The sequence below is a fragment of the Cylindrospermopsis curvispora GIHE-G1 genome, assembly GCF_014489415.1.
GTDB lineage: Bacteria > Cyanobacteriota > Cyanobacteriia > Cyanobacteriales > Nostocaceae > Raphidiopsis > Raphidiopsis curvispora_A.
On record NZ_CP060822.1, the window covers coordinates 753,596 to 778,727 of the forward strand.

The following is a 25,132-nucleotide window of genomic DNA, read 5'->3' on the forward strand; positions in this document are numbered from 1 at the left end:
ATATTTTAGTTCACTTGTTAGTTCATTTGTGCAAAGGTTAATTTGCCACGAACTGATAGTTAGAGGAGCAAAGGATTGGACAACAAGAGTGGGCATTATTTTTTTGATGTTGACAACCTTTATTATAGTAATTTCTACCGGTCTAGCAAGGGAACAGTATGGACAGAACGCCTTGACTAGTTCTGAAACATCTCAAGCAGTAGTTGTGAATCCATACCCAAAACAATTATTACAGGCACAAGCAAAAACAAAACAACCGAAATCAATACAAATACAAAATTTTTCTCAGTCACTTATCGAAAGAATTAAACAAAAAAAGGTTGTGAAAAAATACGTCACAACTGATAGCTTTAGTAAGTACCAACCTAAGTTAACAGCAGCACAAGTACATCCTAGTAATTATGGGGAAAGATTCAGTCGGGATACCAAGGGTATGGCAGTTAGTAACCAACCAATTATTGTTTTACATGAAACAACATATTCTGCTAGGAGTGCAATCAATTACTTTCAGAACCATAATGTGGATGAAGATATTCAAGCTAGTTATCATGCCATCATTGCCCGGGATGGAACTGTAATTTATTTAGTCCCACCCGATAAAAGAGCATTTGGCGCTGGCAATTCAGTTTTTAAAAATACAGATGGCACAATAGAGACAGTTCAAACTAATCCTAAATTAGCTCCTTCCGTTAATAATTTTGCCTATCATGTTTCTTTAGAAACACCTCCTGACGGTTGGGGAAAAAGAGATATTAGAGAACATAGTGGTTATACACAGGAGCAATACAATTCCCTAGCTTGGTTGATTGCCCAAAGCCAAGTTCCCGATGACAGAATCACTACTCATCGAGCTGTAGATGTGGCTAATGGTAAAGTTGACCCTTTGAGCTTTGATTTTGACAGATTCTTTAAAAAATTGCATTCTTTTCGAAAACTTCACAGTATTGCCCAATCACACTCCTAAATCTTTATGGGTAAACCCTTTCCTGCGATCGCCTGTATAGGTCTTCACAACGTGTCCATCTCCGACTATATGATATTTATAGGTTACCAACCCTTCTAAACCCACAGGTCCCCGAGGTGGCATTTGCTGGGTACTAATTCCCACTTCTGCACCAAAACCATAACGAAAACCATCAGCAAATCTAGTGGAACAATTGTGATATACTCCTGCTGCATTGACTAATGCTTGAAAGGTATTAGCTGCTATCAAGTCTTCCGTAACGATCGCCTCGGTGTGCCGTGAACCATATTCACTGATGTGAGCGATAGCCTCTTCTAAAGAATCAACTATTTTAATGGACAAAATCAAATCACTATATTCTGTTTGCCAATCTTTTTCTGTGGCCAATTCAATTTTTGGTAATATATCCAAGGTTCGGTTATCTCCCCTTAGTTCTACATTTTCAGATTCTAAAGCTGATGCAACTTGGGGCAAAAATTCCTGGGCAATACTACTGTGTATTAGTAAGGTTTCAATGGCATTACATGCAGCTGCATATTGGGTTTTGGCATCTATAGTAATATCAATTGCCTTGTGAATATCTGCTGCTTTATCTACATACAGATGACAAATTCCATCCGCGTGACCTAATACTGGAATTCGAGTATTTTCTTGGACAAATCTGACAAAGGAATTTGAACCCCTAGGAATAATTAAATCTACATATTTATCTAAATTTAAAAGTTCTAATATTTCTTCTCGGGTGGTTAATAATTGCACCACATCTGGGTTAATATCAGTCTTAGATAAACCTTGTTTAATCGCTTTCACTATGGCTTCACAAGAACCTATTGCTTCTCTCCCTCCTTTAAGAATGACCCCATTCCCCGATTTAATTGCCAGGGAAACAATTTGAATAGCAGCTTCTGGTCTAGCTTCAAAAATAACCCCCAGCACACCCAAGGGACAGGTTATACGCTTGAGAATTAATCCCCTGTCAATTTCTCGATGGATTTGAACTTGACCCACTGGATCCTTTAGTTTGACTAGATCTCTTACACCAGCGATCGCTTCTTGTAGTTTATTAGAATCTAAATACAATCGTTTATATAATGATTTACTGATACTCTGAGACATTGCATTTTGACAATCAGCTATATTTGCCTGAAGTATTTCTTCTTGGGCAGACTCTAAAGCTAAAGCAATTGTATCAAGAGCATAATCTTTCTGTTTACTGGTTAACAGGGACAAATTAAGAGCAGCTAAGCGGGTTTTTTGGGCAATCTCTTTTAGGGTAGAGGTATGTTGCAAACTAATTTCTAAACTCATATCTAAACTCATAATCACAAAAACTAACTGTAGTAACTAATTATTTTGGGGGGAAATAAGTAGGGAGGCACAATTTATATTTAATTCCACCCACCCACTTACATATTGTATAGATTTGGGACATGCTTCCAACAACGGATATAGCGATCGCATTTTTCCGCTCTATAGGATCTACCCAAAGCTACCCAGACCTTATTCCTTCAAACCATCGTTCTAGATTTTTTGCCGCGATCTCCGTCTTGGGTGCGTCCACATTCAGGACAAACGTAAACTCGTTAGCGGTATTTTGTTAAGGGTTCAATGGCTGTGGTTAATATATCGCATATATTTTTAACCATGCGATCGCCCTTACAATCAAGAAAATAACACAAGAGAATAACAAGAGGAATGACAGTGCTTGATACTTCATACCGTCATTTCTAGTTAGGGCGATCGCATTACTTTTACTGCAACTGAGTGAGTGCGAGATTCTTACATTTTGCATTTATGCTTGACAAGTCGAGAGATTTTACAAAAATTGTTAATTATTTTCTGTAAACCTATTGCATGTCTGTTCAAATAGTTTTATAATTAGAAAAAAGTAAGGTGATCTACATTTCTTGGCGGAAAGTCCTGATCACCTTACACCCCAACATGGAGGTAAGTAGTTATGCAAAATTAATTACATATTCTTTGCCAAAATCTCGAATGACTTTTTCAACATAATTAACTAAATTCTGCCAACTAGAGTAAGCATCCATTTCTATCCATTCATATTTCATAAATCGCCAGAGAATTTCTATTAAATTTAGTTGGGGAGAATAGGATGGCAACCAAAAAATCTCTAAATTCTTCTGTTGCCATTCATTAATTTTATCCTGGATTTTCTTGCTTCTATGAAATGATGCTTTATCCATAACCACAAACGTTTTTATCGGAAGGTTTTCCGCAAATTTATCAAGACAAGATATAACCACTTCACTGGTAATTGTTCCTTCAAATGTATAGGCATCTAATTCTTGATAGCGATTCATTAAACCTAGTATATTTAATCTACGACTACGACCACTTTTTATAGGAATATTTTCTCCTTTTTTTTGCCATCCATAAGGTACAAAGGTATCACATCCAAAGGTAAATAGTCAACCCCCCATATTGAAAAAAATCGGCGCGCGGGTACATAAATATTTTTAAACGTATTCCAATGCAGTGTAATATATTTTAGATTTTATCAAGCCAGCCTACAACATGACAAAACTAGTCGGTTTTAACCGACTTGAGCTTTGAGACCGGGAATTGATTCCCGGTCTCCCCCACGGACAGTCTCCAGGTGTGGATTAATTCAAACAATAAGGGGTAATTGCTACCATGGGGAGTGTTTATATCCCGTGGGTTTGTTGGGTTTCGTTCCTCAACCCAACCTACGAGTCCTCTGGCGATCTCCCATAGGGAGTGCTTTGCAATCGCCTGATAAACAATAAGAAAAAATTATGTTTCGCGGCAAGCAAGATAAGTTTTTTTATGATTAAAGGGCTGGAAATGTGGTAGTATGGTAGTGGAATAATGGAGTATTGGCATTTTTAAAAAAATTGCACGAATTTCCATTATCAAGGTATCACATCCAAAGGTAAATAGTCAACCCCCCATATTGAAAAAAATCGGCGCGCGGGTACATAAATATTTTTAAACGTATTCCAATGCAGTGTAATATATTTTAGATTTTATCAAGCCAGCCTACAACATGAAAAAACTAGTCGGTTTTAACCGACTTGAGCTTTGAGACCGGGAATTGATTCCCGGTCTCCCCCACGGACAGTCTCCAGGTGTGGATTAATTCAAACAATAAGGGGTAATTGCTACCATGGGGAGTGTTTATATCCCGTGGGTTTGTTGGGTTTCGTTCCTCAACCCAACCTACGAGTCCTCTGGCGATCTCCCATAGGGAGTGCTTTGCAATCGCCTGATAAACAATAAGAAAAAATTATGTTTCGCCGCAAGCAAGATAAGTTTTTTTATGATTAAAGGGCTGGAAATATGGTAGTATGGTAGTGGAATAATGGAGTATTGGCATTTTTAAAAAAATTGCACGAATTTCGATTATCAAGGTATCACATCCAAAGGTAAATAATCAACCCCCCATATTGAAAAAAATCGGCGCGCGGGTACATAGATATTTTTGAGCGGATTCCAATACAGTGTAATGTAAATTGGGTTTTATCAAGCCAGCCTACAACGTGACAAAACTAGTCGGTTTTAACCGACTTGAGCTTTGAGACCGGGAATTGATTCCCGGTCTCCCCCACGGACAGTCTCCAGGTGTGGATTAATTCAAACAATAACGGGTAATTGCTACCATGGGGAGTGTTTATATCCCGTGGGTTTGTTGGGTTTCGTTGCTTAACCCAACCTACGAGTCCTCTGGCGATCTCCCATAGGGAGTGCTTTGCAATCGCCTGATAAACAATAAGAAAAAATTATGTTTCGCGGCAAGCAAGATAAGTTTTTTTATGATTAAAGGGCTGGAAATATGGTAGTATGGTAGTGGAACAATGGAGTAGTGGCATTTTTAAAAAAATTGCACGAATTTCGATTATCAAGGTATCACATCCAAAGGTAAATAATCAACCCCCCATATTGAAAAAAATCGGCGCGCGGGTACATAGATATTTTTGAGCCGATTCCAATACAGTGTAATGTAAATTGGGTTTTATCAAGCCAGCCTACAACGTGACAAAACTAGTCGGTTTTAACCGACTTGAGCTGTCGGGTAAGGGTTGGACATCACTATCCTTCCCTCCCCTAAGAACCGGACTTGACGGTTTCCCATCATCCGGCTCAAGCCTTACTTCAAGCCTTTCAACTTGGGTTTTGAGTGTACCTGTTTATGACACGCTGAGTGCAAATGCTTCAGGTTTTCTATGTCGTCCAGACCACCTTTTGCAACAGGTACTATGTGGTGGGTTTCGATTCCATCTCCATTGAGTAGTGGTTCACCGCAGATGGGACATTTCCAGTTTTGGATTTTGGCTACCTCATAATATTTCGAGCCTTTATCCCAATGTGATTTCCCTTTCTTTTGGTGACGTTTATTCCAATATTCTTTTAGATTTGGGTCGTCTGGGGACACACTACCCTTAACTTTTATATGGCGCTCAATTGGTGTCTTATCTATTGGATAGACCGATATCAACGATATCTTCCCACGGCGTTCCCTTTTACAAACGAACCTCCACTGATTGCCTTTTATTGATTTAAAGTAGCGGTCTTTAATCCACTTTTTGCTCTTCTGTGGGTGCCTCCGCTTTGCCCACCTCCAAAGGTATTGCCATACTCTATGAGAGATGTAATCAAAGATTTCTTTACTAACTACACCTTTGTAATAGTTAGCAAACCCTCTGAGAATCGGATTGAGTTTATTTATGACTACCTCTTGCTCTCGACCGTTTAGACTTTTGACTTCCATCCCTAGCCTCTTACAGAGAGCTAACACTTTCTTTTTCGAGGGTTTGATAAGGAGTTTGCCATCATAGTGCTTGAGGTTGAAGCCAAGGAAATCGAACCCATCTACCATTGACGTGATTAGCGTCTTCTCAGAACTGAGTTCAAGACCCTTTTCTCTCAACCATTGCTGTATCTGGTTTCGTGCCTTTTTGAGACTTTCTTTGTCTCTAGCTGTGACTATGAAATCATCAGCATATCTCACCACACCAAGTTTTGGATTGGTAGATTTTATAAAAAATTCTAATCCATGTAATCCTATATTAGCTAGTAAGGGCGATATTACCCCTCCTTGTGGTGTGCCTCGTTCTGAAGGGTTTATTTTCCCTTGGAATATGAAACCAGCTTTTAGCCATTCTTTTATCAGTTCTTTCTTAGGAAAGTCACCAATATTTTGTAGAATGGTTTCATGGGCAATGTTATCAAAGAAGCCTTTGATATCGGCTTCTAGAACCCAGTTGTCTCTGCCATTTTTCAATCTTATGAAGGACTGTGCTATGGCATCTTGACAACTTCTACCTGGTCTGAATCCATAAGAATGTTCTTCAAACACGGCTTCCCATTCAGGTTCTAGTGCGTTTTTGACTACTGTTTGCATGACTCTGTCCCTTATAGTTGGGATACCAAGGGGACGTTTCTTGCCGTTTGGTTTTGGAATCATTACCCGTCTTGTAGGACTAGGTGCGACCTCATTCCATTCAAGTACAAGTTTCACTCTTTCTCCTGGGGTGTTTATTATCTCCTTGTCTATCCCAGATGTTTTCTTGCCACGATTGGTCTGAGTGATTTGTCTTACTGCAAACAGTAGGTTTGCGTGGCTTCGTAACATAAGCTTTTGCAAGCTCCTTAGCTTGCGAAAGTTACCAAGTTGTCTAGCACGAAAGATTCTTTGCCTTAGATTTCGAACAGCTTTCATTATCCGTCGCCAATTGATTTGGCTCCAGTTCTCAAGCTGTTTCCTCTGTCCGTTTACTAACATAAGAGTGTTTGTATCTAACTTGTCATTGGATTTGATTTCTTTTTCAATTTGTCTTTCGTATAAGACCCAGGTGAATTCTGCTATTCCTTTCGGTCAGAGGCAAATCTTGAACCCCTATTTGGAGCATTACCTCCAACATTCGCTTTCTCACCCATCCTGTACCCTCCAAGGAGTTCCGTCATTGTTACCTTTGACCTACTGGAGTTATCGACATTCTCCAGACCTTGTAGGGCTTGCCCTGTTGGTCCTTCTGTTGTTACACTCTTCCTTGGGTGCTATCTATCCTGCGGCGGTTTTGTTATTCACAGGTTTAGGCAATCTCAAAGCACCTAAACTACACCGCTTATGTCCTATCAGTCTAATTTGGACATTCTTCCCATAACGCAGTTTTATCGATAATTCACGTGGTTCACCTTTGGAAGAATTCCCTCTAGCTCCTAACCGGTTTTAGACTACTAGTTTTGGCTACATTTGTGGTCTGCATTCCGTCCTTATCCATTACTGTACTGGGACGTGACCGGACTCTTAACAGAGTCTTTTACACGAGAGCAAGGGCTGTGAATCCCCTGGGGGAGTAGGCTCCCCGTAACAGAAAGACCCTTTTCAGGTCGCACTTGAGACCGGGAATTGATTCCCGGTCTCCCCCACGGACAGTCTCCAGGTGTGGATTAATTCAAACAATAACGGGTAATTGCTACCATACGGAATTTGGAGCTAAGTTTTCAGCCAGTTGCTTTGATGGCTATGTATTTTTAGACCATATTAGTTAGAGGGAGAATAGAAGTTGGTGTCAAGAAAGAGGGATTAGAATTAGTGGTTCCCCATTAGGAAGACCACCCAAAAATGTGACTCCTTCGATGAAGAAACAAGCAAGAGAAGATGAAGGGATTCGTAACCATATTGAGGGTAAATTTGGGCAAGGTAAACGGAGATTTAGCCTGGATAGGGTTATGTCTAAATTACCTAATACCTCCTTAACTTCCATTGCTATGTGCTTTTTGGTCATGAACCTTTGCAGAATATTATCAAGGGGGTTTGGAGGATTTTTGTGTCAATTTTTGGGAATTACATCTTTTTTACCTTGTTTGATTAGTAAAGTTAATTACTTCGTAAATTTCAATGAGGAAAACTTATCTTTTTTCTTGCATGACCACCGAGCCAATTTTCATTAGGTTTATTCTCAACTTTTTCAGCAACCCCTAACTTAGATTGAATCTACCGCTCTATAGGATCTACCCAAAGCTACCCAGACCTTTACAGACCTGGACTACCTACTTCCTGTTTCATCGTAGTCTCAAGATGATTCTTGAGAGGTTTGTCTACTCCACAAGCTATCTCGGTAGAGCTTACCGTTTGATCCGAACGAATCGGAATCTGAATTCCTTCAAACCATCGTTCTAGATTTTTTGCTGCATTGAGATCCCCATAAGCTACTCTGGTTAATAACCATTTCCTATTTTGTCATGAGTCAAGTTTTTAAAAATTGGATAGTTCGTATTTCCAGTATTCTACTGAGTAGTTTATTTTGGTCTGCTTTGATATTACCCACTTATGCCCAAAACCAGATAGATCCAAAACTAGAACAACAAGTACTAGAAATTATACGTCGCAACCCGGTAACTATTATCGAGAGTGTTCAAGCATACCAAGAGGAACAACAGCAAAGAGTTATCACCAGGAGACAAGAGTTTATCAAGAACTTCAGCCAAAATACACAGGATGTTATTGGTAACTCCCCTACTATTGGTTCATCAAAACTACAAACTGTTCTACTAGAGTTTTCTGACTTTCAGTGTCCCTATTGCAGTGAAGCACACAAAACCCTCAAGGATTTATTGAAAAAGTACCCTAACAGGTTTACCCTAGTTTATAAACATTTTCCTCTTTTTCAAGTCCATAGTCAAGCATTACCAGCTGCTCGAGCTGCCTGGGCTGCACATCAACAAGGTAAGTTTTGGCAGTATCATGACACCTTATTCACTAAACAAAACCAGCTAGGGGAGAGTCTATACATAGAAACTGCGAAAAATCTCAAATTAGACCTAAGCAAATTTAATCAAGACAGACAGCTAGCAGACGAAGCAATTCAAAAAGACCTAGATTTAGTGAACAATCTCAACCTTTCTGGTACCCCCTCCTTTATTGTCACTAGTCCAAATTTTACCGGACCTATCAAGCTATCAGAGCTGGAAACATTTTTGGCAGCTGCTAGAAATTAATCAGCATAACTCCCCGCTTTACCAGCGCAGGAGTTTTGCAGCCCAATAATTCTTAAACCTGACCGCTAAAGACAGGCTTTACTTTGCGGTCAATCTTTCCCCCCAGGTCTTCAATGGTCAGATTATCAGGTTTGCAACGCTTAACATTGACTGTAATTCCCTGTGCTCCCTCTGCTTCCAAGTCCTCTACATAGCCATTACTGGCAGATGTGGCCTCGGTCACGCTTAAAAAAGGTCCAAAGTAATAGGTACAACGGGGATTCTGAGTGACAATCTCCACCCACCAAGCCAAACCCAAATTGTTATTTAGGTTGATTAAGGACTCTTTAAGGTTTTGCCAAATATTTTTCATGGTTTCCACCAATTTATAAATGTGTTAACAGGTGACAGAACAAAATTAAAACAGATTAGGTTTTACATTTCTTTATACTCTGTTAGGTTGATTTTTTCAAAGTTTTTTCCCAGAAAATGTATGTAATTTATCAAGATAATGAGTATTTGACAAGCGTTGGCGATAAATTTCATAAAGTGCCATACCGGTTGCTACGGAGGCATTGAGGCTAGGGGTCTTACCCTGCAAGGGAATAGAGACTAGAACATCACAGGATTTTTGTGTCAACATACTCAGACCTTCACCCTCGGATCCGACCACTAAAACCGTAGAGCCTGTGAACCGAACACTATGTAAAGGTTCACTGCCAGTAGCAGCAGTTCCATAAATCCAAAATCCGGACTCTTTTAGCTGTTCTAAAGCGCGACTTAAATTAACAACTCTAGCCACAGAAAAGTTTTCCAAAGCTCCAGCAGCGACTTTCACCACGGTAGAAGTAATGCCAACAGCTCTTCTTTGAGGAATTACTAGTCCTTGAGCGCCAATGGCCTCAGCAGTGCGAATAATTGCTCCTAGGTTGTGGGGATCGGTAATCCCATCAGCAACAACTATCACTGGTTCTGATACAGTTTGGGCCTGACTAATTAAGTCCTCTAATTCAGTGTAGGTATAGGGAGCAATTTGAGCAGCTACACCTTGATGATTTGCACCATTGGTAATCTGGTCTAAACGCTTGGGGTCAACTTCATCAATTACAGTGCCATTATCTTTAGCTTGGAGAACTAGATGATGAAATCTGGGATCATACCTTAACCGGGAAGTAATCCAAAGACGATTAAGATTACGATGACTTTCCAAAGCACTTAGGACAGGATGGCGTCCATAAATAAGATCATTATCTTGCTCTTCAGAGTTTTTAGTTTGTACCGGTGGTTGGTAACCTTGGTCTAAAAGGCGAGGTTTAGGGGGTATAACCTCTGCTTTCTTGTGAGTGCGAATAGGATGACTTAGGACGCGCTTACCTTTGATTTTTATTGGTTGGGGACGTTCCGATTCCCTGGCATGATTGTTCTTTTTAGGTTGGTAGCTCATGGTTATTTATTGTAGTAAGTATGTGAACAAACAATTCCATCTGGATTCATGAAAAGTAACTACCGACACAGGTAAGCTAGTTAATTATTTTTCCAGAGGGAGTTTTTGTAGCAATTCTGTTAAACGGGGGTAATCTGTGAGATATAAATAGCCAACTAAAGTTTCTAAACTGGTGGCCTGCTGGTAAATTTCGGGATCTAGTCGTTTGGGACGCCCTGTGGCTGCATTGCGTCCCCTGCGAACGATTTCTAATTCATGATTCCTCAGTTCAGGAATCAAAGAGCGTAAGTGTGAGGCCTGTTTTTCTGCTCTCACCTGCGCTACTACCAAGCTATGATAAATCTCCGGTCTTTGCTGTGGCCACAGATAAAACATTCTAACATAAAGTTCATAAATTGCATCACCTAAATAAGCTAAGGCAGCAGGGGAGATTTTTTTTACTTGGGCTTCACATAGAAACTGGGGAGATTGACCAATGTTTGTCAGCAATGCCAGAATTTGAGATGATTGCTGTGTTGCAATTTCATCTTCGGTTTGGAAATCTTCCTCCTGGGGTTTCACCTGTTAATTATTCCTTGGCTTGAAATTTGACAGCGCTTTTGTATTCTCTTTCTTGGGAAATAGGTTTTCCACAGTGAGATGAGGAAGAGAAAAACTGGGACTTTTTCTACTTCCTCATCATCAACTGGGGAATGTTTTTGGCGAGCTGTCACGATTTGTTATTAATCTTTTCTACAGCTTCTTCAACCGTACCTTGTAAGGAGAGAAATTTTTCCAACCGCACAAGCTTGACTGTCTGAGTCACCCGGGCATTAGGGACAATTTGGAAACTTCCCTGGCTATTTTGGGCTTGTTTGGCTAATTGCACCAGAGCACCCAAACCCGAACTGTCTATAAAGTCAATTTGTGACAGATCCAGAATTATATTGTTTGGGCCTTCCCCAATTTTACCCTCTAGTACCTTACGAAATGTTGGCTCCGAAAAGGCATCCAACAACCCTGTGAGACGGAACAGCTGGCAGTTGTCCCGGACTTCCCGGGTGCCCCTTAGGCTCACGGTTAAATTTAGTACTTCTCTGTTTTCAGCAATAACTCCCTCCTGTTCCTATTAACTAAAATAACTAAACAATAAACGCTTGTTGGGGATCAAATTTCCCCCTTTTGACGTGCTGTTTGCATTTCTAGCACAAATTGCTCAAATAAGTAATCAGCATCGTGGGGACCGGGACTGGCCTCGGGGTGATACTGCACGGAAAAAATAGGCAGGGATTTATGACGCACTCCAGCAACCGTTTGATCATTTAAGTTCAGATGACTAACCTCTACCATTGCTGATGGTAGAGAATCCGGATCAATAGCAAAACTATGATTCTGGCTGGTAATTTCTACTCTTGTTTGTAATCCAGCTGGTTGATTTAAACCCCGATGCCCAAATTTTAGTTTAAAGGTTTGGGCCCCCAGGGCATGACCTAATATTTGGTGACCCATACAAATCCCAAACATTGGTTTTTTGCTCTCTAGCAGGCTTTTGGCAGTGGTGATCCCTTCTGTTACTGCTGCTGGATCCCCTGGACCGTTGGAAAGAAAAATACCATCTGGATTATATGCCAGGATTTCCTCGGCGGTTGTATGGGCGGGAACAACTACCACTTTACAACCATAACTGGCCAAACGTCTGAGAATATTTCTTTTTACCCCAAAATCTAATGCTACTACCGTTAGGGCTTCCCTTTGTTTGGCGCTAGACTGGGAATTAAATTCCCACACTTCTGGGGTCGGTTCTGACCATTCATAGACTTTTTTTGTGGTTACCTGTTTCACTAAGTTTAGTCCGGTCATACTTGGTGCCGCTTGCACTAGCTCCAGTAATTCTGTTTCCTCTAAAATGGTTGTGGAAATCCCCCCATTCATTGCTCCATCAATTCTAATTTTCCGGGTTAGGCCTCTTGTGTCTATTCCAAATATACCAGGAATTTGCTGCTGTTTCAAGTACTCTGTTAGGGGTTGGGTCGAACGCCAGTTACTGGGTTGATGACATATATTGCGGGCAATTACTCCCTTTACATGGGGTCTTACCGATTCCTCGTCCTCAGGATTAACTCCCGTGTTTCCCAATTCTGGATAAGTAAAAATTACTATTTGCCCTGTATAACTAGGATCAGTTAGCACTTCTTGATATCCGGTCATGCCAGTGTTAAATACTACTTCTCCTACTGTGGTTCCCATCGCTCCGAAAGACCAGCCACGATATGCGGATCCGTCTGCTAGAACTAAAAGGGCAGGTATTGCTTCAGATAGAGCCATAAGTAATTAGTAACCTATTTTGTTAGTTATGATAGAAATTGTTAAATCTCAAGTATGTTTGAATTGTTGAAAGGTTAAAATGGGAGATGGCCAGGTGGTTAATCTGTAAGAAACTATGTTAGATTCTATTTTGCCACGCACAACTGTGATTGTCATGAATAGTGCTTTAGCAACTTTAGTAGTTGCCTGTACTGGTCATAAACAGACTAATCAAAGCATAAACCACTCCAGGGATGTGGGTAATTTAGCAGCAGTACAACCACCTAAAAGACTGCCACACAGTCAAGAAGTCAGTGTGTTGGAATTGGCTTTAGACAAGGGTACTAGTGCTGTGAGAATAGGTCAGTGGGCCCAATCTGCTGAGGACTGGCAATTGGTGGAGAGTAATTTCAACAGGGCGATCGCCCTATTAAAACAAATCAGACCAAATAGCCCCAATTTTGCTTTTGCTCAGAAAAAGATTATCGAGTATAAGGGTCAACTCCAACTGGCCCGTCAACAAGGTAATCCTAGCAGAGGATCCTCCTTATTACCAGATTCCCCAGTGGTAACCAGGTCAAACCCAGGGAGAAAAATAGGTTATTTTCCCCCCGTGAGGGAAACGCCCACCACACCAGATTTCCAATCACCTTCACCAGACATTGTCACCAAGAAGATTCCAACGGAGACTACTAATGACCATGAACAAGTATACATTGTACCCATTAAGCGACGAATTGGTGGCACTCCCATTGTGGAAGTAACTTTTAATGGCAAAAGTCGTTTTGAGATGATTGTGGACACAGGTGCTAGTGGTTCTGTAATTACCCAAGAAATGGCTCGCTCTTTAGGGGTTGTCCCCGTTGGTGTAGCCAGGGCCAATACGGTCAGTTCCCAAGGACTAGAATTTCCCATAGCCTACGTTGACTCTATGGAGGTGGGGGGGGTGATGGCAAAAAGGGTGCCTGTGGCCATTGCTGGAGTAGCACTAACTACTGGTTTATTAGGACATGATTTCTTTGGCAATTATGACCTCACCATTAAGCGGAATGTGGTGGAATTCCGTCCTCAAAACACAACTTCTAACCCCGTAAAAATTCCACCAGCTGTTCCAACTTTTCCCAAGGACTACCAGTTGCCAGAATTTCCCTAGCCCTGTTTACTCCCTGATGATGATGGAACAAAGGAACCATACCAGCGACTTGTAAAGCTAGGGAGGCATTTAATGCTACTACATCTTGTTGAGCTGTAGTGCCTTTACCCTGTAACACCCTGGTTAAAATATCAGCATTTTCAGCCACATTACCACCTTTTAAAGCGGCGATGGATGCTGGTGTAACTCCTGCTTCCTCGGGGTTGAGGGTAGTAATTTGCACTTCCCCTTGATTCAAAACTGCCAGGTCGGTGATTCCCCCCAGTCCTGCTTCATCTAATTTTTCCCGACCATGTAATACGATTGCCATTTGTGTCCCCAAATTATTTAGGGTTTGGGCCACAGTCCCAATCAAGGTAGGATCAAATACCCCTATGATTTGTCCTGTGGGTGCCATGGGATTAACTAATGGGCCTAACAGATTAAATACAGTTTTAACTTTTAAACTGCGTCGTAATGGAGCCACGGCTTTCATGGCCGGATGCCATCCCGGAGCAAAGAGAAAAGTAATTCCCACTTCCTTGACCGCAGCTTGTATTTTTTCAGCAGGTGCATTTAGGTTCACTCCTAAAGCTTCTAAAACATCTGCGCTACCAGTTAAGCTAGAAGCAGAACGTCCGCCGTGTTTAGCTACCGGTACACCAGCAGCAGCAGCGACAAAAGCCACCGCTGTAGAAATATTAAAGGTAGCTGCTCCGTCTCCACCAGTACCACAAGTGTCAATGAGGGGGGTATTTTCTGGGTTGGTTTTCAGACATAAACCTTTTAAGACCCCAGCCATACCAGTCAATTCCTCTGGAGACACCCCTTTGAAATGGAGTGCGGTTAATATTGCCCCCGACAGTTCAGGGGGAATCTTTTCCTGGATCCACCCTTCCATAAGGGTTGCTGCTTGATTGCGGGATAATGATTGGCCATCTAATAGCTGTTTGAGTAAGTTTGACCATGTATCATCAGCAACTAAGTTTATCATGATTGGATAATTTCCTCTTCGACAATTCTTTTTGCCGCTCCTAACAGGTATTCATAGTAAGTACGAGCCACAATAGACAACTGCTTACCGGAAGGATGAACTATATACCAGGTACGTTTGATAGGAAAATGTTGTGCATCCAAAATACTAAATTGGTGGGCATCACTCAATAAGGTATGACGGGATAAAACCGATATCCCTAAACCTCCAGCGATGGCTTGCTTAATCGCTTCATTACTACCCAGTTCTAATTTAACCTTGACTTTAATACCATTTTCCTCTAATAAACTCTGGATGGCACGGCGAGTACCAGAACCAGGTTCGCGCATAATAAATGGTTCCTGTGCCAATCTTTCCAAAGAAATGTTGGTTTCCGTAGACAAAGGATGATTCACAGGTGCAAAAACCACTAGGGGATTCTCTAAAAAAGGTTGAAACTGAATATCCAAATGCTCTGGCAGTTGACTCATAATATACAAGTCATCCAAATTGGCAGTCATCCGTTCCAAGATGCCTTCATGGTTTGTTACCTGTAGGGAAACATCAATTCCTGGATAAAGTTCACAAAAAGGTCCCAATAAACGGGGAATAATGTATTTGGCAGTAGTAATGACTGCCAAACGTAAGCTACCTTGTTTTAGTCCTTTAAGATCTGCTACAGTTATTTCAAACTGGGAAATAACATTAAAAATCTCACGACAGGTGGCAAATAATTCCCTTCCAGCTTCGGTCAAAAATAAGCGCTTACCCACCTGTTCAAACAATGGTAAACCCACGGATTTAGTCAGTTGTTTGATCTGCATGGAGACAGTAGGTTGGGTAAGAAATAGTTCCTCTGCAGCACGGGTAAAGCTGCCGTGTCTTGCAGCGGCCTCGAACACCTTCAACTGGTGCAGTGTCGCTTGGTTCAAGGTGATTCTCCTCTAACAGCAGTTCTTAATATATTTAGTAAACACTATTCGTCCACCAGCAATTCTTCCTTAATTTTAACCGGCAATTTGGCTAGATCAGGTAACTCTACAGCTTGGGCGTCAACAATTTTCTCTTTGACATGTAGGGGTATATCTAAAGGTTGATGTTCTTCTACCCAACAACTAGCAATGGGTAAGGTCTGCTCCAGCTCGTCCAGAGGACGAGGAATCACCATGACGGCATTTAATTCCCCTATTCTTTCTGCTTCATACATACCCGCTTCCACAGCTACAGCTACGTTAGCCACTGTGCCTCTAATAATGGCAGTACACAATCCCGCACCAATTTTCTCATAAGAAGCTAAATGAACTTCTGCTGATTTGAGCATAGCATCACAAGCACCTACCATGGCAGGGAAGCCACGGGTTTCTACTAAACCTATAGCTTGATTACTCAGACGACTATAACTGCCATCCGCCATAATTTGGGTCAGACGATTAATTGGTAAAACTATATCCAGATTAGGATAGGGTCTAGGAATAACTAGACTTGACACCAACTGTCCAAACTGTTCCGCCGTTTGCACCCCCGCCTCTACAGCTAGACGTACATCCGCAATATTACCTCGCACAATAGCTGTACAGTGACCACTACCAATTTTCTCATAGCCTACCAGATGCACTCCAGCAGACTTTAACATCATGTCAGCTGTCCCCACTATGGCAGGGAAGCTCAAGGTCGAAACTAAGCCCAAGGCAGTATCCTTGAGATTATTGTGGCGACGAGGTGATTGAATAGTACTAAGAGTAGGTTGACTGTATGTTTCCATATTTATTCACCAGCATAATCGCAAAAATGACGACTGACCATACAACTAACAATTAACATTTACTCCACACCATTGTTAGCATCCTGGTCACTGAGGGACTGGCGATGGGGAAACAAGGTACTTAAAAGTCGGTTAATGCTTCCTTGCCCGTAGATTTGCGTTCCTAAGGGATGGGGCTCAGTGGGATCCCTACTATGGGGTTTACCATCACTTGTCTCTTGCGACTCAGTACTAGATTCTGTTTCCGGCGGTGACTGGCTTTTTGGAGTGGGAGAAGGTGGGGGTACGGAAGTAGACTGTGTTTTAAAATTCACAAAAGTGGCAGTAAATTGGGTCTTGCTTACCACTTGTTCTCCACTCTGACTGGATGTATGACCCCTATCTACAGATTCTTCAGACTCCTGGGAATTTGCTTGGCGACTGCTATCTCCCAAAATCGAACCTGCTGGTATTACTTGTTGAGCAGCTACAGAATAGTTAAATACTGTAGTGCCCGAACCAATACAAGCATTGGCTCCTATTTTACCTTCCCCAACCATCAAAAAACCGGCCCCCAGACTGGCCCCCATTTCTATTTCTAGAATGCCGTGACTTACCTGGAGAATTGATCCCATGCCAATACAGACCCCAGGACCAATAATAATTTTGCTGTTAAGGGCCGCCTGGAGTATTACCCCCGGTGCTATTACGGCACTAGGATCAATATTCACCTCACCACTAATATAAGGATCAAATTTGTCGCTGAGGCGAAGCAACGGCACAGAAGACATGACTTTTATTACCTCGGAAGCCGGAACAATGATTTCACAAAAAATTGGTTGTGGGATGATGCCAATTCAAGTGGTAAGTGGTAATTGGCCAAACCTACCAGCCTATTATGGACGTTGGATAATTACTTCCAGTACACGACGCTTCACTTGGGGATCAATACCTATTAATCTTACATACTCACCTGCATACTCGGATAGATAAGATTCTACAGTGGCGATCGCCTCTCTTTCACTTCTAGCTTCAATGGGTCCTGCACTGGACCAGGTTCCCATCCGGAAGCGTCTTTGGTCTACGTGTTCCAGACTAATCTTGAATCCACCGTTGACTAATTGTCTGAGATGATCTACCACTTCTCCACTTAGATGGTTACTAACAGCTGTGGTGGCACCAGCGGGAGACAGGGAAGATTTGCCATTACCAGATGTGACTACCTGTCCATTAGGGCGTTGCACAATACTTTCCAACACTCGCCGTTTAGCCTTGGTATCAATACCAATTAGTCGAACATATTCACCCTGATGAGAGTTTAAGCATGACTCCAAAGCTGCCACTACTTCTTGAGTGGAGGTAGAATTAATAGGTTCACAGCTTTGCCAAGTCCCAGTCCGGAATCTTCGTTCATCTACATGCTCTGTTCCAATCTTATAACCATTGCTCAAAAGCTGGTTAATCTGATTGATGATTTGGGCATCAATACCACCAAACTTGCCATTACCATTGCCATTATAGCTGCTTGGGGATGGGCCCTTAAAGCTAGGGGAAGTAGCTACCACCACACCATCAGGACGTTGAATAATGGTTTCCAAAACCCTCTTCTTACCACTATCAATCCCAAATAAACGCACGTACTCACCAGCGTGATCCACTAAACAAGTTTCCAAGGCACTAATTGCCTGTCCCAAGGAGCGGGTTTCAATGGGCTGGCAACTTTGCCAGGATCCTGTCCGAAACCGTCTTTGATCCACATGCTCTGTACCAATTTTATAACCTTGCTCCAGTAGATACCGTAGCTGTTCTACTGTATCTGCACTCAATTTGCCTGCCACTTCACTACTCCTATCTAACTCTTCAACTGTAATGCTTGTATAAGTTTTTTCTTCGTGATCTTTTAACTCATCCCGAATGGGGGTAATACATTTGAGATCTTCCGCGCAGCGATAACCAGCTCGTAAAGCCTGATTTATCCCCACAACATGGTGGGCAAACTGCTGATCTTGAGCCTGCACATCTGGTAAGCGATCAGCTTGCTGCTGTGTTGTAATAATTGAACCGGAAGCTATGTATTTCCCCGGAGGTATTTCCACATCTTGTATTAGGGCATGCATCATGACGATGCAACCCGCTCCAACTCTGGCATTAAAGACGGTGGAGCGAAAACCTATAAAACAGTTGTCCCCTACATAAGCTGGCCCATGAATCAGCGCCATGTGGGTCATGGAAGCATTTTTACCAATCCATACGGAATATTTCTCGCCGTCATCCCCGACTACTCGGCCCTGCTCCAAACCATGAATAACTACCCCATCTTGAACATTAGTATTTTCACCGATATGAAAGGGAGTTCCTTCATCTGCTCTAATAGATGTTCCTGGGGCAATAATCACATTCTGACCGAGATGAACATCCCCAATCAAGTTAGAGGAAGGATGTACATAAGCAGTTTGATGAACGTCCGGTTCGGCTAAACTCTTGGACCACGGGGTTGGGGGTGCCGCCGTGCTGCGGACTACCATTGTGGGATTCCTCCTGAAATAATCTTGTTGTCAGTGGTCGTGACCTCCTGACTATCTATAATGGTCTTTTTTGCTGTAAACTAAACGATCCTCGACGTGAATAGTATCTATTATCGCCACCACTGCCGCATCTAGGGGTCGCTGTTCATTGCCAAGAACTTGACGGGCGGCACTACCTCGACTGAATAGTACCCACTCATCTACTCCTGCTCCCACGTTGTCAGCTGCTACCTCATATTTTGGGAGAAGATTACCGTTCTCATCTACCAGCTGGACCATGAGTAGTTTCACACCCCTGAGACTGGGATCTTTTTGGGTGCTGACTACTGTGCCACGCACCTTCGCAATTTGCATTTTTAATTACGGTCTCCTAAAGGGGCGAATCCCACTTACCCCTTCCCGGAATTGTTCTACGTCTTCTGTATATCGAATTGGCAGTACGTACTCTAGGTTTTCGTGAGGGCGAGCAATAATATGGGTAGACAATACCTGTCCACCATTGACTCGCTTCACGTTTTCTACTCCTGCTGCTACTGAGGCTTGAACTTCGGATACGTCACCACGCACAATTACTGTTACGCGACCACTGCCGATCTTCTCATATCCTACTAAGGTAACACGGGCTGCTTTTACCATCGCATCAGCAGCTTCTACCACTGCGGGAAAACCTAAGGTTTCCACCATTCCCACTGCAATTGACATTTTCTCTATCCTTACTTACAATTGTGATTTTACATTGTTGACTATCAAAAGTAAAAAGTTATTCCTCTTTACTGTCGGGCAAGCTGTGAGCTACCTGTTTAAGTTCGGAACTGCTCTACTGCTTCTGTATACCTGATGGGTAATACATATTCTAGGTTCTCATGGGGACGGGCAATGATATGAGTGGATAATACTTCTCCACCATTTACCCTTTTAGCCGCTTCAATACCCGCTGCTACTGAGGCTTGAACTTCGGATACGTCGCCTCTCACAATCACGGTAACGCGTGCGCTGCCGATCTTTTCATACCCTACTAAGGTAACACGGGCTGCTTTTACCATCGCATCAGCGGCTTCTACTACTGCTGGAAACCCTTTTGTCTCAATCATTCCTACTGCAATTGGCATCGCAGAACTCCTCAAAATTAAATAGGACTTTTGTACTGTGGTTGGTTAGAAATTTTTGACGGGGATGCTCATTTTGAGCGAAGCAAATACTTCTAGATCTAAGGATATGAGACCTGGGCACCCCTGGCAACATAAATTACTATAATAGTTTGTGATAAAATAGTTTTAGAAAACTTAACAAAATTTAACTGCCCAGGAAAGCTTTAGTCAGATTAACCAGAACTCTATAAACCGGGTTGATATATGAATATATTCGCATTGAAGAAAAATTTCCCAGGTAATAGGATTGGCACGGCAAATTGTGGTAAGTGTATAAATAATAATGAGGTCGTCAAGAGTGGGTCGAGGTCAGGACGACAATATTATGAAAAAAATATTAAAAAAACTTGATTGTGGTCAGGTTGACTTATTCTAAACCGAGATTTGTTTTAAGCCTGTTTAAGAAAGAAAAATTGGAGTCCGATGATTTAGATGAATGAGGTCTTATTATTCACAAGTTGGTTTGTGCCGTTTTATAGCCTATTGGGGGCAATTCTCACCCTGCCGTGGTGTGTGGGAATGGTTAAAAGTACTGGTCCTAGACCTGCTGCTTATCTGAACTTGTTAATGACTATATTGGCTTTCTTCCATAGCTTGCTTGTATTTAAAAATTTTGGGGGTACGGATTCACAAAGCTTAGTAATTAACTGGTTTGAGTTCGGCGATTTTCAGTTGAATTTTGCTTTAGAATTATCTCAGGTGAGTGTGGGAGCATTAGTGTTAATTAGCGGATTAGGTCTATTAGCTCAAACCTATGCTTTGGGTTATATGGAAAAAGACTGGTCCCTAGCACGCTTTTTTGCTCTCTTGGGATTTTTTGAAGCAGCTTTGAGTGGATTAGCTGTGAGTGATTCCTTATTTCTTAGTTATGCTCTACTGGAGGTTCTTACTCTTTCTACCTATCTACTGGTGGGTTTTTGGTATGCCCAACCTCTAGTGGTAACAGCAGCCAGGGATGCGTTTTTAACTAAACGAGTGGGGGATTTATTACTACTTATGGCTGTGGTTATACTTTCCACTAAAGCTAATAGCCTGAACTTCTCAGATCTTTATGAGTGGGTGCAAGGGGCAAATTTAAATCCTCTGACTTCCACCTTGCTAGGTATAGCCCTAATTGCCGGGCCTGCTGGTAAGTGCGCCCAATTCCCCCTCCATTTGTGGTTAGATGAAGCGATGGAAGGCCCAAACCCAGCTTCTGTCATGCGCAACTCTCTGGTGGTCGCTGGTGGGGCCTATGTTCTGTATAAAATTCAACCTATCCTCAGCCTATCTCCCGTGGCTTTGAATGCCTTGATCATCATGGGTACTGTTACAGCAGTGGGAGCGACTTTAGTTTCAATAGCTCAAATTGATATTAAACGTGCCCTATCTCATTCTACGAGTGCCTATATGGGACTGGTATTTTTAGCGGTAGGAATGGAGCAGGGAGGTGTGGCTCTGATGCTGCTGTTAACCCATGCGATGGCCAAGGCACTATTATTTATGAGTTCTGGTTCTGTCATATATACCACCCAAACTCAAGATCTGACGGAAATGGGTGGGTTGTGGTCCAAGATGCCAGCAACAACAACGGCTTTTTTGGTGGGTGCAGCGGGAATGGTCACCTTGTTACCCCTGGGAAGTTTTTGGGCCATGTTAGCGTGGGCTGATGGTTTAGTGAAGATTAGTCCGTGGGTGATTGTAGTGTTAATTTTAGTCAATGGCCTAACCGCTCTAAATTTAACTAGGATTTTTCGTCTGATCTTTTGGGGACAACCTCAACAAAAAACCCGTCGCGCCCCGGAAGTGGGTTGGCCCATGGCTCTCCCCATGGTTACCCTAACAATTATGACCCTAATATTGCCAGTCATGCTTCAGCAATGGTACTTACTTCCTGACTGGGAAGATGTTGATTGGTACATAGCTGTGGCATTAGTAGGTTCCACTGTCTTGGGGGTGGTAATCGGCTCTACCATACATCTACACAAGGGTTGGTCGAGATCGAGGATTTTGGCATGGAGATTTGTTCAAGATTTCTTAGGATATGATTTTTACATTGATAAGATATATCGGTTGACCATAGTCGGTGTAGTAGCACTCTTATCTAAAATATCCTCCTGGTGCGATCGCTATTTAGTAGATGGTCTGGTTAATCTGGTGGGATTTGCAGCCATGTTTGGTGGGCAAAGCCTAAAATATAGTGTTTCTGGTCAATCTCAGGGTTATATGTTAACGATTCTGGTGGTGATCAGTCTGCTTGGTTTCTTGATTAGTGGTTACTTAGGTTTACTAAACAAATTACCCTTCTAGTCGTAGTGAATAACCGCCTAAATGCCAAATTAGCAATAATGAACTGGTGATGAACTAATGATGTTAAGTACCCTAATTTTGCTACCTTTAATTGGTGCAGCTGTGATTGGTTTTTATCCAATATCTATAACTGGAAAAACTGCCCGTCAAATCTCTCTGGCCATTGCTGGAATGATTTTTTTGTGGACTGTTTTGTTAACGATTAAGTTTGACCCTAACCAGGGGACTGTGCAATTTACCGAATCCCTGATTTGGATAGATGTGTTGGGGTTAAACTATCGTTTGGGTGTGGATGGTTTATCCTTACCTTTACTATTGTTGAACGGAATTTTGACTGTTATTGCCATTTACAGTACTGATGAGTCAATCCAGCGTCCCAAGTTTTATTATTCCTTAATTTTTTTACTGAGTACTGGAGTAATTGGAGCTTTTTTAGCCCAAGACCTATTATTGTTCTTCCTGTTTTATGAATTGGAACTAATTCCCCTATACTTACTAATTGCCATTTGGGGAGGAATACGAAAAGGTTATGCAGCTACTAAGTTTCTCATTTATACCGCCCTTTCAGGAATCCTAATTCTGGCCAGTTTCTTGGGAATGATTTGGTTGAGTCATTCCCCTAGTTTTGCCCTAGAAACTGTCAATGCTCACACTCTACCTTTAACCACCCAACTCTTGTTATTGGCTGGAATCATCATGGGATTTGGCATCAAAATCCCACTTGTTCCTTTTCATACCTGGTTACCCGATGCCCACGTAGAGGCTTCCACTCCCATTTCCGTACTTTTAGCGGGAGTACTGTTGAAATTGGGAACCTATGGTCTGGTTAGATTCGGTATGAACTTATTACCCCAAGCCTGGGAATATGCAGCACCTACCCTGGCAACATGGGCAGTAATTAGTGTATTATTTGGAGCATCTTGTGCGATCGCTCAGAAGGACATGAAAAAAATGGTAGCCTATAGCTCTATTGGACACATGGGGTATGTACTGTTAGCAACAGCAGCGGCCACACCTTTGAGTGTACTAGGTGCTATCATGCAAATGGTGAGTCACGGACTGATTTCAGCCATGTTATTCTTACTGGTAGGTGTAGTATACAAAAAAGCTGGTAGTCGTGATTTAGAGGTGCTGCGGGGGTTATTAAATCCGGAACGGGGAATGCCAGTGGTTGGCACACTAATGATTTTAGGAGTTATGGCCAGTGCAGGTATACCGGGGATGGTAGGTTTTATTTCAGAATTTATTATCTTCCGGGGTAGTTATGAGGTTTTTCCGGTGCAAACCCTATTATCCATGGTGGGAACTGGTTTAACAGCAGTTTATTTCCTAATTTTGGTGAACCGGGCCTTCTTTGGCAGATTATCACCACAAGTAGTTAGACTACCTCGCGTATACCTGAGCGATCGCTTGCCTGCTGTAGTATTAGCGGGATTAATTATTATTTTGGGAATTCAACCGTCATGGTTAACCCATTGGAGTCAAGCAACAGTGCAGGTCAGTGTGCAAAAACCAGCAAGCCAATTAACTCAAGTAAGTAAATGAAACAGATTGAAAACAGGGTCCATCCCCTACATGAATTCATCGAGCAATTGCAAACCGGAAAGGCCCTACTCAAAGACAGTCCAGAAAATGTCTTAGAAGTTGTAGGGATTCTCAAAAGTTATGGTGTGGTACTAGATGCTTATTCTCAAAACCTGATCTACATAGCAGATCATCAATTTTTAGTATTCTTCCCATTTTTCAAATATTTTAACGGCAAAATCTCCCTTCCCCAATTATTCCGTCATTGGTGGCACGATCGCATTAACTTTGAATATGCAGAATACTGCATGAAAACCATGATGTGGCATGGTGGTGGGGGGCTAGATTCCTATTTAGATAGCCCTGAATTTGCCCACAGAGCCCAGGCCGTAATATCAGCTAAATTCAAATACAACCTAGGGGTTATAGGTCTTAACCAGCTGTTTCCGGACTTTTTAATTGAACAATTGCGGATGTCTGCTTATTATAGTGGTCTCGGTCAATTTTGGCGAGTCATGGCTGATATCTTTCTCAGTTTATCAGATTTGTACGATATCGGAAAAATCACATCTATTCCTCAAGTAGTAGAACATATTAAAGCTGGTTTAGTCAAAGATGCCCTAAAACCAATCACCTACCAAGTAAAAATTCGGGAGCAAGTTTATGATATTATTCCTAAGTCCATGGGATTAACATTCTTGGCCGACACAGCCATTCCCTACGTAGAAGCAGTATTTTTCCGAGGCACACCCTTTTTAGGAACAGTGTCCCTAAACGCTCAAGCATATCAGGTTCCCCCAGACCAGGCCAGATTTGAATATGGTGCTTTATATGCGGATCCTCTCCCTATTGGTGGTTCAGGTGTTCCACCCACATTATTAATGCATGACATGCGCCATTATCTACCCGAGTACCTCCATCAGATTTACCGTCACAGTTTGAGAGGTGAAGATGACTTGCTGGTACAAATCTGTATCAGCTTTCAAAAGTCCATGTTTTGTGTGACAACCGCAGCTATTCTAGGGTTAATGCCCTATGCCATAGATACAGGGGATCCCAGTGAACAGATAGCCAATCTAGTGTACTTGGAAAAGTGGATGGATAGATTTCAAACCTCCCGATTGCTGGAAGCAAACAATTAAAACAA

The 25,132-nt window shown here is 42.0% G+C and carries 22 protein-coding genes and 1 pseudogene; 7 read left to right on the top strand and 16 right to left on the bottom strand.

The annotated features are described in order from the left end of the window. Positions 1-106 precede the first annotated feature (106 nt). A complete protein-coding gene (locus IAR63_RS03635) occupies positions 107-964 on the top strand; it encodes an N-acetylmuramoyl-L-alanine amidase (protein WP_187706621.1) in 858 nt (285 codons plus the stop codon). Here the strand turns inward: IAR63_RS03635 and IAR63_RS03640 are convergent. The 3 genes from IAR63_RS03640 to ltrA all read right to left on the bottom strand — a co-directional run bounded on the left by IAR63_RS03640 (position 953) and on the right by ltrA (position 6,728). Beyond that, on the bottom strand, positions 953-2,272 hold the full coding sequence (locus tag IAR63_RS03640) for a glutamate-5-semialdehyde dehydrogenase (RefSeq protein WP_187706622.1): 1,320 nt from the start codon (positions 2,270-2,272) through the stop codon (positions 953-955). The genes IAR63_RS03635 and IAR63_RS03640 overlap by 12 nt on opposite strands. Before the next feature lie 647 nt (positions 2,273-2,919). After that, positions 2,920-3,333: a transposase gene (locus IAR63_RS03645; RefSeq protein ID WP_328701260.1), complete on the bottom strand. Its 414-nt coding sequence runs from the start codon at positions 3,331-3,333 to the stop codon at positions 2,920-2,922. 1,760 nt (positions 3,334-5,093) lie between these two features. Beyond that, on the bottom strand, positions 5,094-6,728 hold the full coding sequence (gene ltrA, locus IAR63_RS03650; protein WP_187706623.1) for a group II intron reverse transcriptase/maturase: 1,635 nt from the start codon (positions 6,726-6,728) through the stop codon (positions 5,094-5,096). A gap of 704 nt (positions 6,729-7,432) precedes the next feature. Here ltrA and IAR63_RS03655 point away from each other — a divergent pair. Then, positions 7,433-7,900: pseudogene (locus IAR63_RS03655) on the top strand (transposase); the annotation flags it as partial. A gap of 291 nt (positions 7,901-8,191) precedes the next feature. Further along, positions 8,192-8,947, top strand: coding sequence for a DsbA family protein (locus tag IAR63_RS03660; protein WP_187706624.1), 756 nt, complete (start codon positions 8,192-8,194; stop codon positions 8,945-8,947). 52 nt (positions 8,948-8,999) lie between these two features. Here IAR63_RS03660 and IAR63_RS03665 read toward each other — a convergent pair whose 3' ends face one another. From IAR63_RS03665 to carA, 5 genes are all read right to left on the bottom strand, one after another. After that, positions 9,000-9,299 carry a DUF1816 domain-containing protein gene (locus tag IAR63_RS03665; protein WP_187706625.1) on the bottom strand — a complete coding sequence of 100 codons (300 nt, stop codon included), beginning with the start codon at positions 9,297-9,299 and terminating at the stop codon, positions 9,000-9,002. 96 nt (positions 9,300-9,395) lie between these two features. Next, on the bottom strand, positions 9,396-10,370 hold the full coding sequence (rlmB, locus tag IAR63_RS03670; protein WP_187706626.1) for a 23S rRNA (guanosine(2251)-2'-O)-methyltransferase RlmB: 975 nt from the start codon (positions 10,368-10,370) through the stop codon (positions 9,396-9,398). A gap of 84 nt (positions 10,371-10,454) precedes the next feature. After that, a complete protein-coding gene (locus IAR63_RS03675) occupies positions 10,455-10,931 on the bottom strand; it encodes a Mini-ribonuclease 3 (protein ID WP_187706627.1) in 477 nt (158 codons plus the stop codon). A 148-nt stretch (positions 10,932-11,079) separates the two neighbouring features. After that, positions 11,080-11,427 (bottom strand): STAS domain-containing protein, encoded by a 348-nt coding sequence (locus IAR63_RS03680; protein WP_235678346.1) that lies wholly within the window; start codon positions 11,425-11,427, stop codon positions 11,080-11,082. 89 nt (positions 11,428-11,516) lie between these two features. After that, positions 11,517-12,674 carry a glutamine-hydrolyzing carbamoyl-phosphate synthase small subunit gene (carA, locus tag IAR63_RS03685; protein ID WP_187706628.1) on the bottom strand — a complete coding sequence of 386 codons (1,158 nt, stop codon included), beginning with the start codon at positions 12,672-12,674 and terminating at the stop codon, positions 11,517-11,519. Positions 12,675-12,789: 115 nt separating this feature from the next. On the opposite strand from carA, the gene IAR63_RS03690 reads away from it, so the two are divergent. Continuing rightward, positions 12,790-13,806 (top strand): retropepsin-like aspartic protease family protein, encoded by a 1,017-nt coding sequence (locus IAR63_RS03690; RefSeq protein WP_187706629.1) that lies wholly within the window; start codon positions 12,790-12,792, stop codon positions 13,804-13,806. Here IAR63_RS03690 and trpD read toward each other — a convergent pair. The 8 genes from trpD to IAR63_RS03730 form a co-directional block, all read right to left on the bottom strand. Then, positions 13,736-14,779, bottom strand: coding sequence for an anthranilate phosphoribosyltransferase (gene trpD, locus IAR63_RS03695; RefSeq protein ID WP_187706630.1), 1,044 nt, complete (start codon positions 14,777-14,779; stop codon positions 13,736-13,738). The two genes, IAR63_RS03690 and trpD, sit on opposite strands and share 71 nt — an antisense overlap. Then, entirely contained in the window at positions 14,776-15,690 is a 915-nt protein-coding gene (locus tag IAR63_RS03700; protein ID WP_096545073.1) for a LysR family transcriptional regulator, read from the bottom strand. The genes trpD and IAR63_RS03700 overlap by 4 nt, the downstream gene beginning before the upstream one ends. Positions 15,691-15,734: 44 nt before the next feature. Next, on the bottom strand, positions 15,735-16,520 hold the full coding sequence (locus IAR63_RS03705) for a beta-carboxysome assembly protein CcmO (RefSeq protein ID WP_096545071.1): 786 nt from the start codon (positions 16,518-16,520) through the stop codon (positions 15,735-15,737). Positions 16,521-16,579: 59 nt separating this feature from the next. Continuing rightward, positions 16,580-17,290 (bottom strand): beta-carboxysome scaffolding protein CcmN, encoded by a 711-nt coding sequence (locus IAR63_RS03710; RefSeq protein WP_187706631.1) that lies wholly within the window; start codon positions 17,288-17,290, stop codon positions 16,580-16,582. A 105-nt stretch (positions 17,291-17,395) separates the two neighbouring features. Then, positions 17,396-19,024 carry a beta-carboxysome scaffolding protein CcmM gene (locus IAR63_RS03715; protein WP_187706632.1) on the bottom strand — a complete coding sequence of 543 codons (1,629 nt, stop codon included), beginning with the start codon at positions 19,022-19,024 and terminating at the stop codon, positions 17,396-17,398. Between the two features lie 51 nt (positions 19,025-19,075). After that, complete coding sequence (locus IAR63_RS03720) at positions 19,076-19,378, bottom strand: beta-carboxysome shell vertex protein CcmL (RefSeq protein ID WP_187706633.1); 303 nt, start codon at positions 19,376-19,378, stop codon at positions 19,076-19,078. 6 nt (positions 19,379-19,384) lie between these two features. Next, a complete protein-coding gene (locus IAR63_RS03725; RefSeq protein WP_006276526.1) occupies positions 19,385-19,726 on the bottom strand; it encodes a carbon dioxide-concentrating mechanism protein CcmK in 342 nt (113 codons plus the stop codon). A 98-nt stretch (positions 19,727-19,824) separates the two neighbouring features. Continuing rightward, positions 19,825-20,133, bottom strand: a complete 309-nt coding sequence (locus IAR63_RS03730; protein ID WP_096545062.1) for a carbon dioxide-concentrating mechanism protein CcmK — start codon at positions 20,131-20,133, stop codon at positions 19,825-19,827. 471 nt (positions 20,134-20,604) lie between these two features. On the opposite strand from IAR63_RS03730, the gene IAR63_RS03735 reads away from it, so the two are divergent. Genes IAR63_RS03735 through IAR63_RS03745 form a run of 3 tightly spaced genes read left to right on the top strand, consistent with a single transcriptional unit; the run spans position 20,605 to position 25,127 of the window. Further along, complete coding sequence (locus IAR63_RS03735; protein WP_187706634.1) at positions 20,605-22,461, top strand: NAD(P)H-quinone oxidoreductase subunit F; 1,857 nt, start codon at positions 20,605-20,607, stop codon at positions 22,459-22,461. A 60-nt stretch (positions 22,462-22,521) separates the two neighbouring features. Next, positions 22,522-24,006, top strand: a complete 1,485-nt coding sequence (locus tag IAR63_RS03740; RefSeq protein WP_096547674.1) for an NADH-quinone oxidoreductase subunit M — start codon at positions 22,522-22,524, stop codon at positions 24,004-24,006. After that, a complete protein-coding gene (locus IAR63_RS03745; RefSeq protein WP_187706635.1) occupies positions 24,003-25,127 on the top strand; it encodes a CO2 hydration protein in 1,125 nt (374 codons plus the stop codon). Before IAR63_RS03740 ends, IAR63_RS03745 begins: the two co-directional genes overlap by 4 nt. Positions 25,128-25,132: the final 5 nt, after the last annotated feature.

Coding starts and splice junctions, on each gene's coding strand:
- carA (WP_187706628.1), bottom strand. CDS start 12,674: ATGGCTCTATCTGAAGCAATACCTGCCCTTTTAGTTCTAGCAGACGGA.
- IAR63_RS03730 (WP_096545062.1), bottom strand. CDS start 20,133: ATGCCAATTGCAGTAGGAATGATTGAGACAAAAGGGTTTCCAGCAGTA.
- IAR63_RS03740 (WP_096547674.1), top strand. CDS start 22,522: ATGTTAAGTACCCTAATTTTGCTACCTTTAATTGGTGCAGCTGTGATT.
- IAR63_RS03710 (WP_187706631.1), bottom strand. CDS start 17,290: ATGTCTTCTGTGCCGTTGCTTCGCCTCAGCGACAAATTTGATCCTTAT.
- IAR63_RS03715 (WP_187706632.1), bottom strand. CDS start 19,024: ATGGTAGTCCGCAGCACGGCGGCACCCCCAACCCCGTGGTCCAAGAGT.
- IAR63_RS03720 (WP_187706633.1), bottom strand. CDS start 19,378: ATGCAAATTGCGAAGGTGCGTGGCACAGTAGTCAGCACCCAAAAAGAT.
- ltrA (WP_187706623.1), bottom strand. CDS start 6,728: ATGTTAGTAAACGGACAGAGGAAACAGCTTGAGAACTGGAGCCAAATC.
- IAR63_RS03735 (WP_187706634.1), top strand. CDS start 20,605: ATGAATGAGGTCTTATTATTCACAAGTTGGTTTGTGCCGTTTTATAGC.
- IAR63_RS03745 (WP_187706635.1), top strand. CDS start 24,003: ATGAAACAGATTGAAAACAGGGTCCATCCCCTACATGAATTCATCGAG.
- IAR63_RS03725 (WP_006276526.1), bottom strand. CDS start 19,726: ATGTCAATTGCAGTGGGAATGGTGGAAACCTTAGGTTTTCCCGCAGTG.
- IAR63_RS03635 (WP_187706621.1), top strand. CDS start 107: ATGTTGACAACCTTTATTATAGTAATTTCTACCGGTCTAGCAAGGGAA.
- IAR63_RS03690 (WP_187706629.1), top strand. CDS start 12,790: ATGTTAGATTCTATTTTGCCACGCACAACTGTGATTGTCATGAATAGT.
- rlmB (WP_187706626.1), bottom strand. CDS start 10,370: ATGAGCTACCAACCTAAAAAGAACAATCATGCCAGGGAATCGGAACGT.
- IAR63_RS03640 (WP_187706622.1), bottom strand. CDS start 2,272: ATGAGTTTAGAAATTAGTTTGCAACATACCTCTACCCTAAAAGAGATT.
- trpD (WP_187706630.1), bottom strand. CDS start 14,779: ATGATAAACTTAGTTGCTGATGATACATGGTCAAACTTACTCAAACAG.
- IAR63_RS03705 (WP_096545071.1), bottom strand. CDS start 16,520: ATGGAAACATACAGTCAACCTACTCTTAGTACTATTCAATCACCTCGT.
- IAR63_RS03665 (WP_187706625.1), bottom strand. CDS start 9,299: ATGAAAAATATTTGGCAAAACCTTAAAGAGTCCTTAATCAACCTAAAT.
- IAR63_RS03660 (WP_187706624.1), top strand. CDS start 8,192: ATGAGTCAAGTTTTTAAAAATTGGATAGTTCGTATTTCCAGTATTCTA.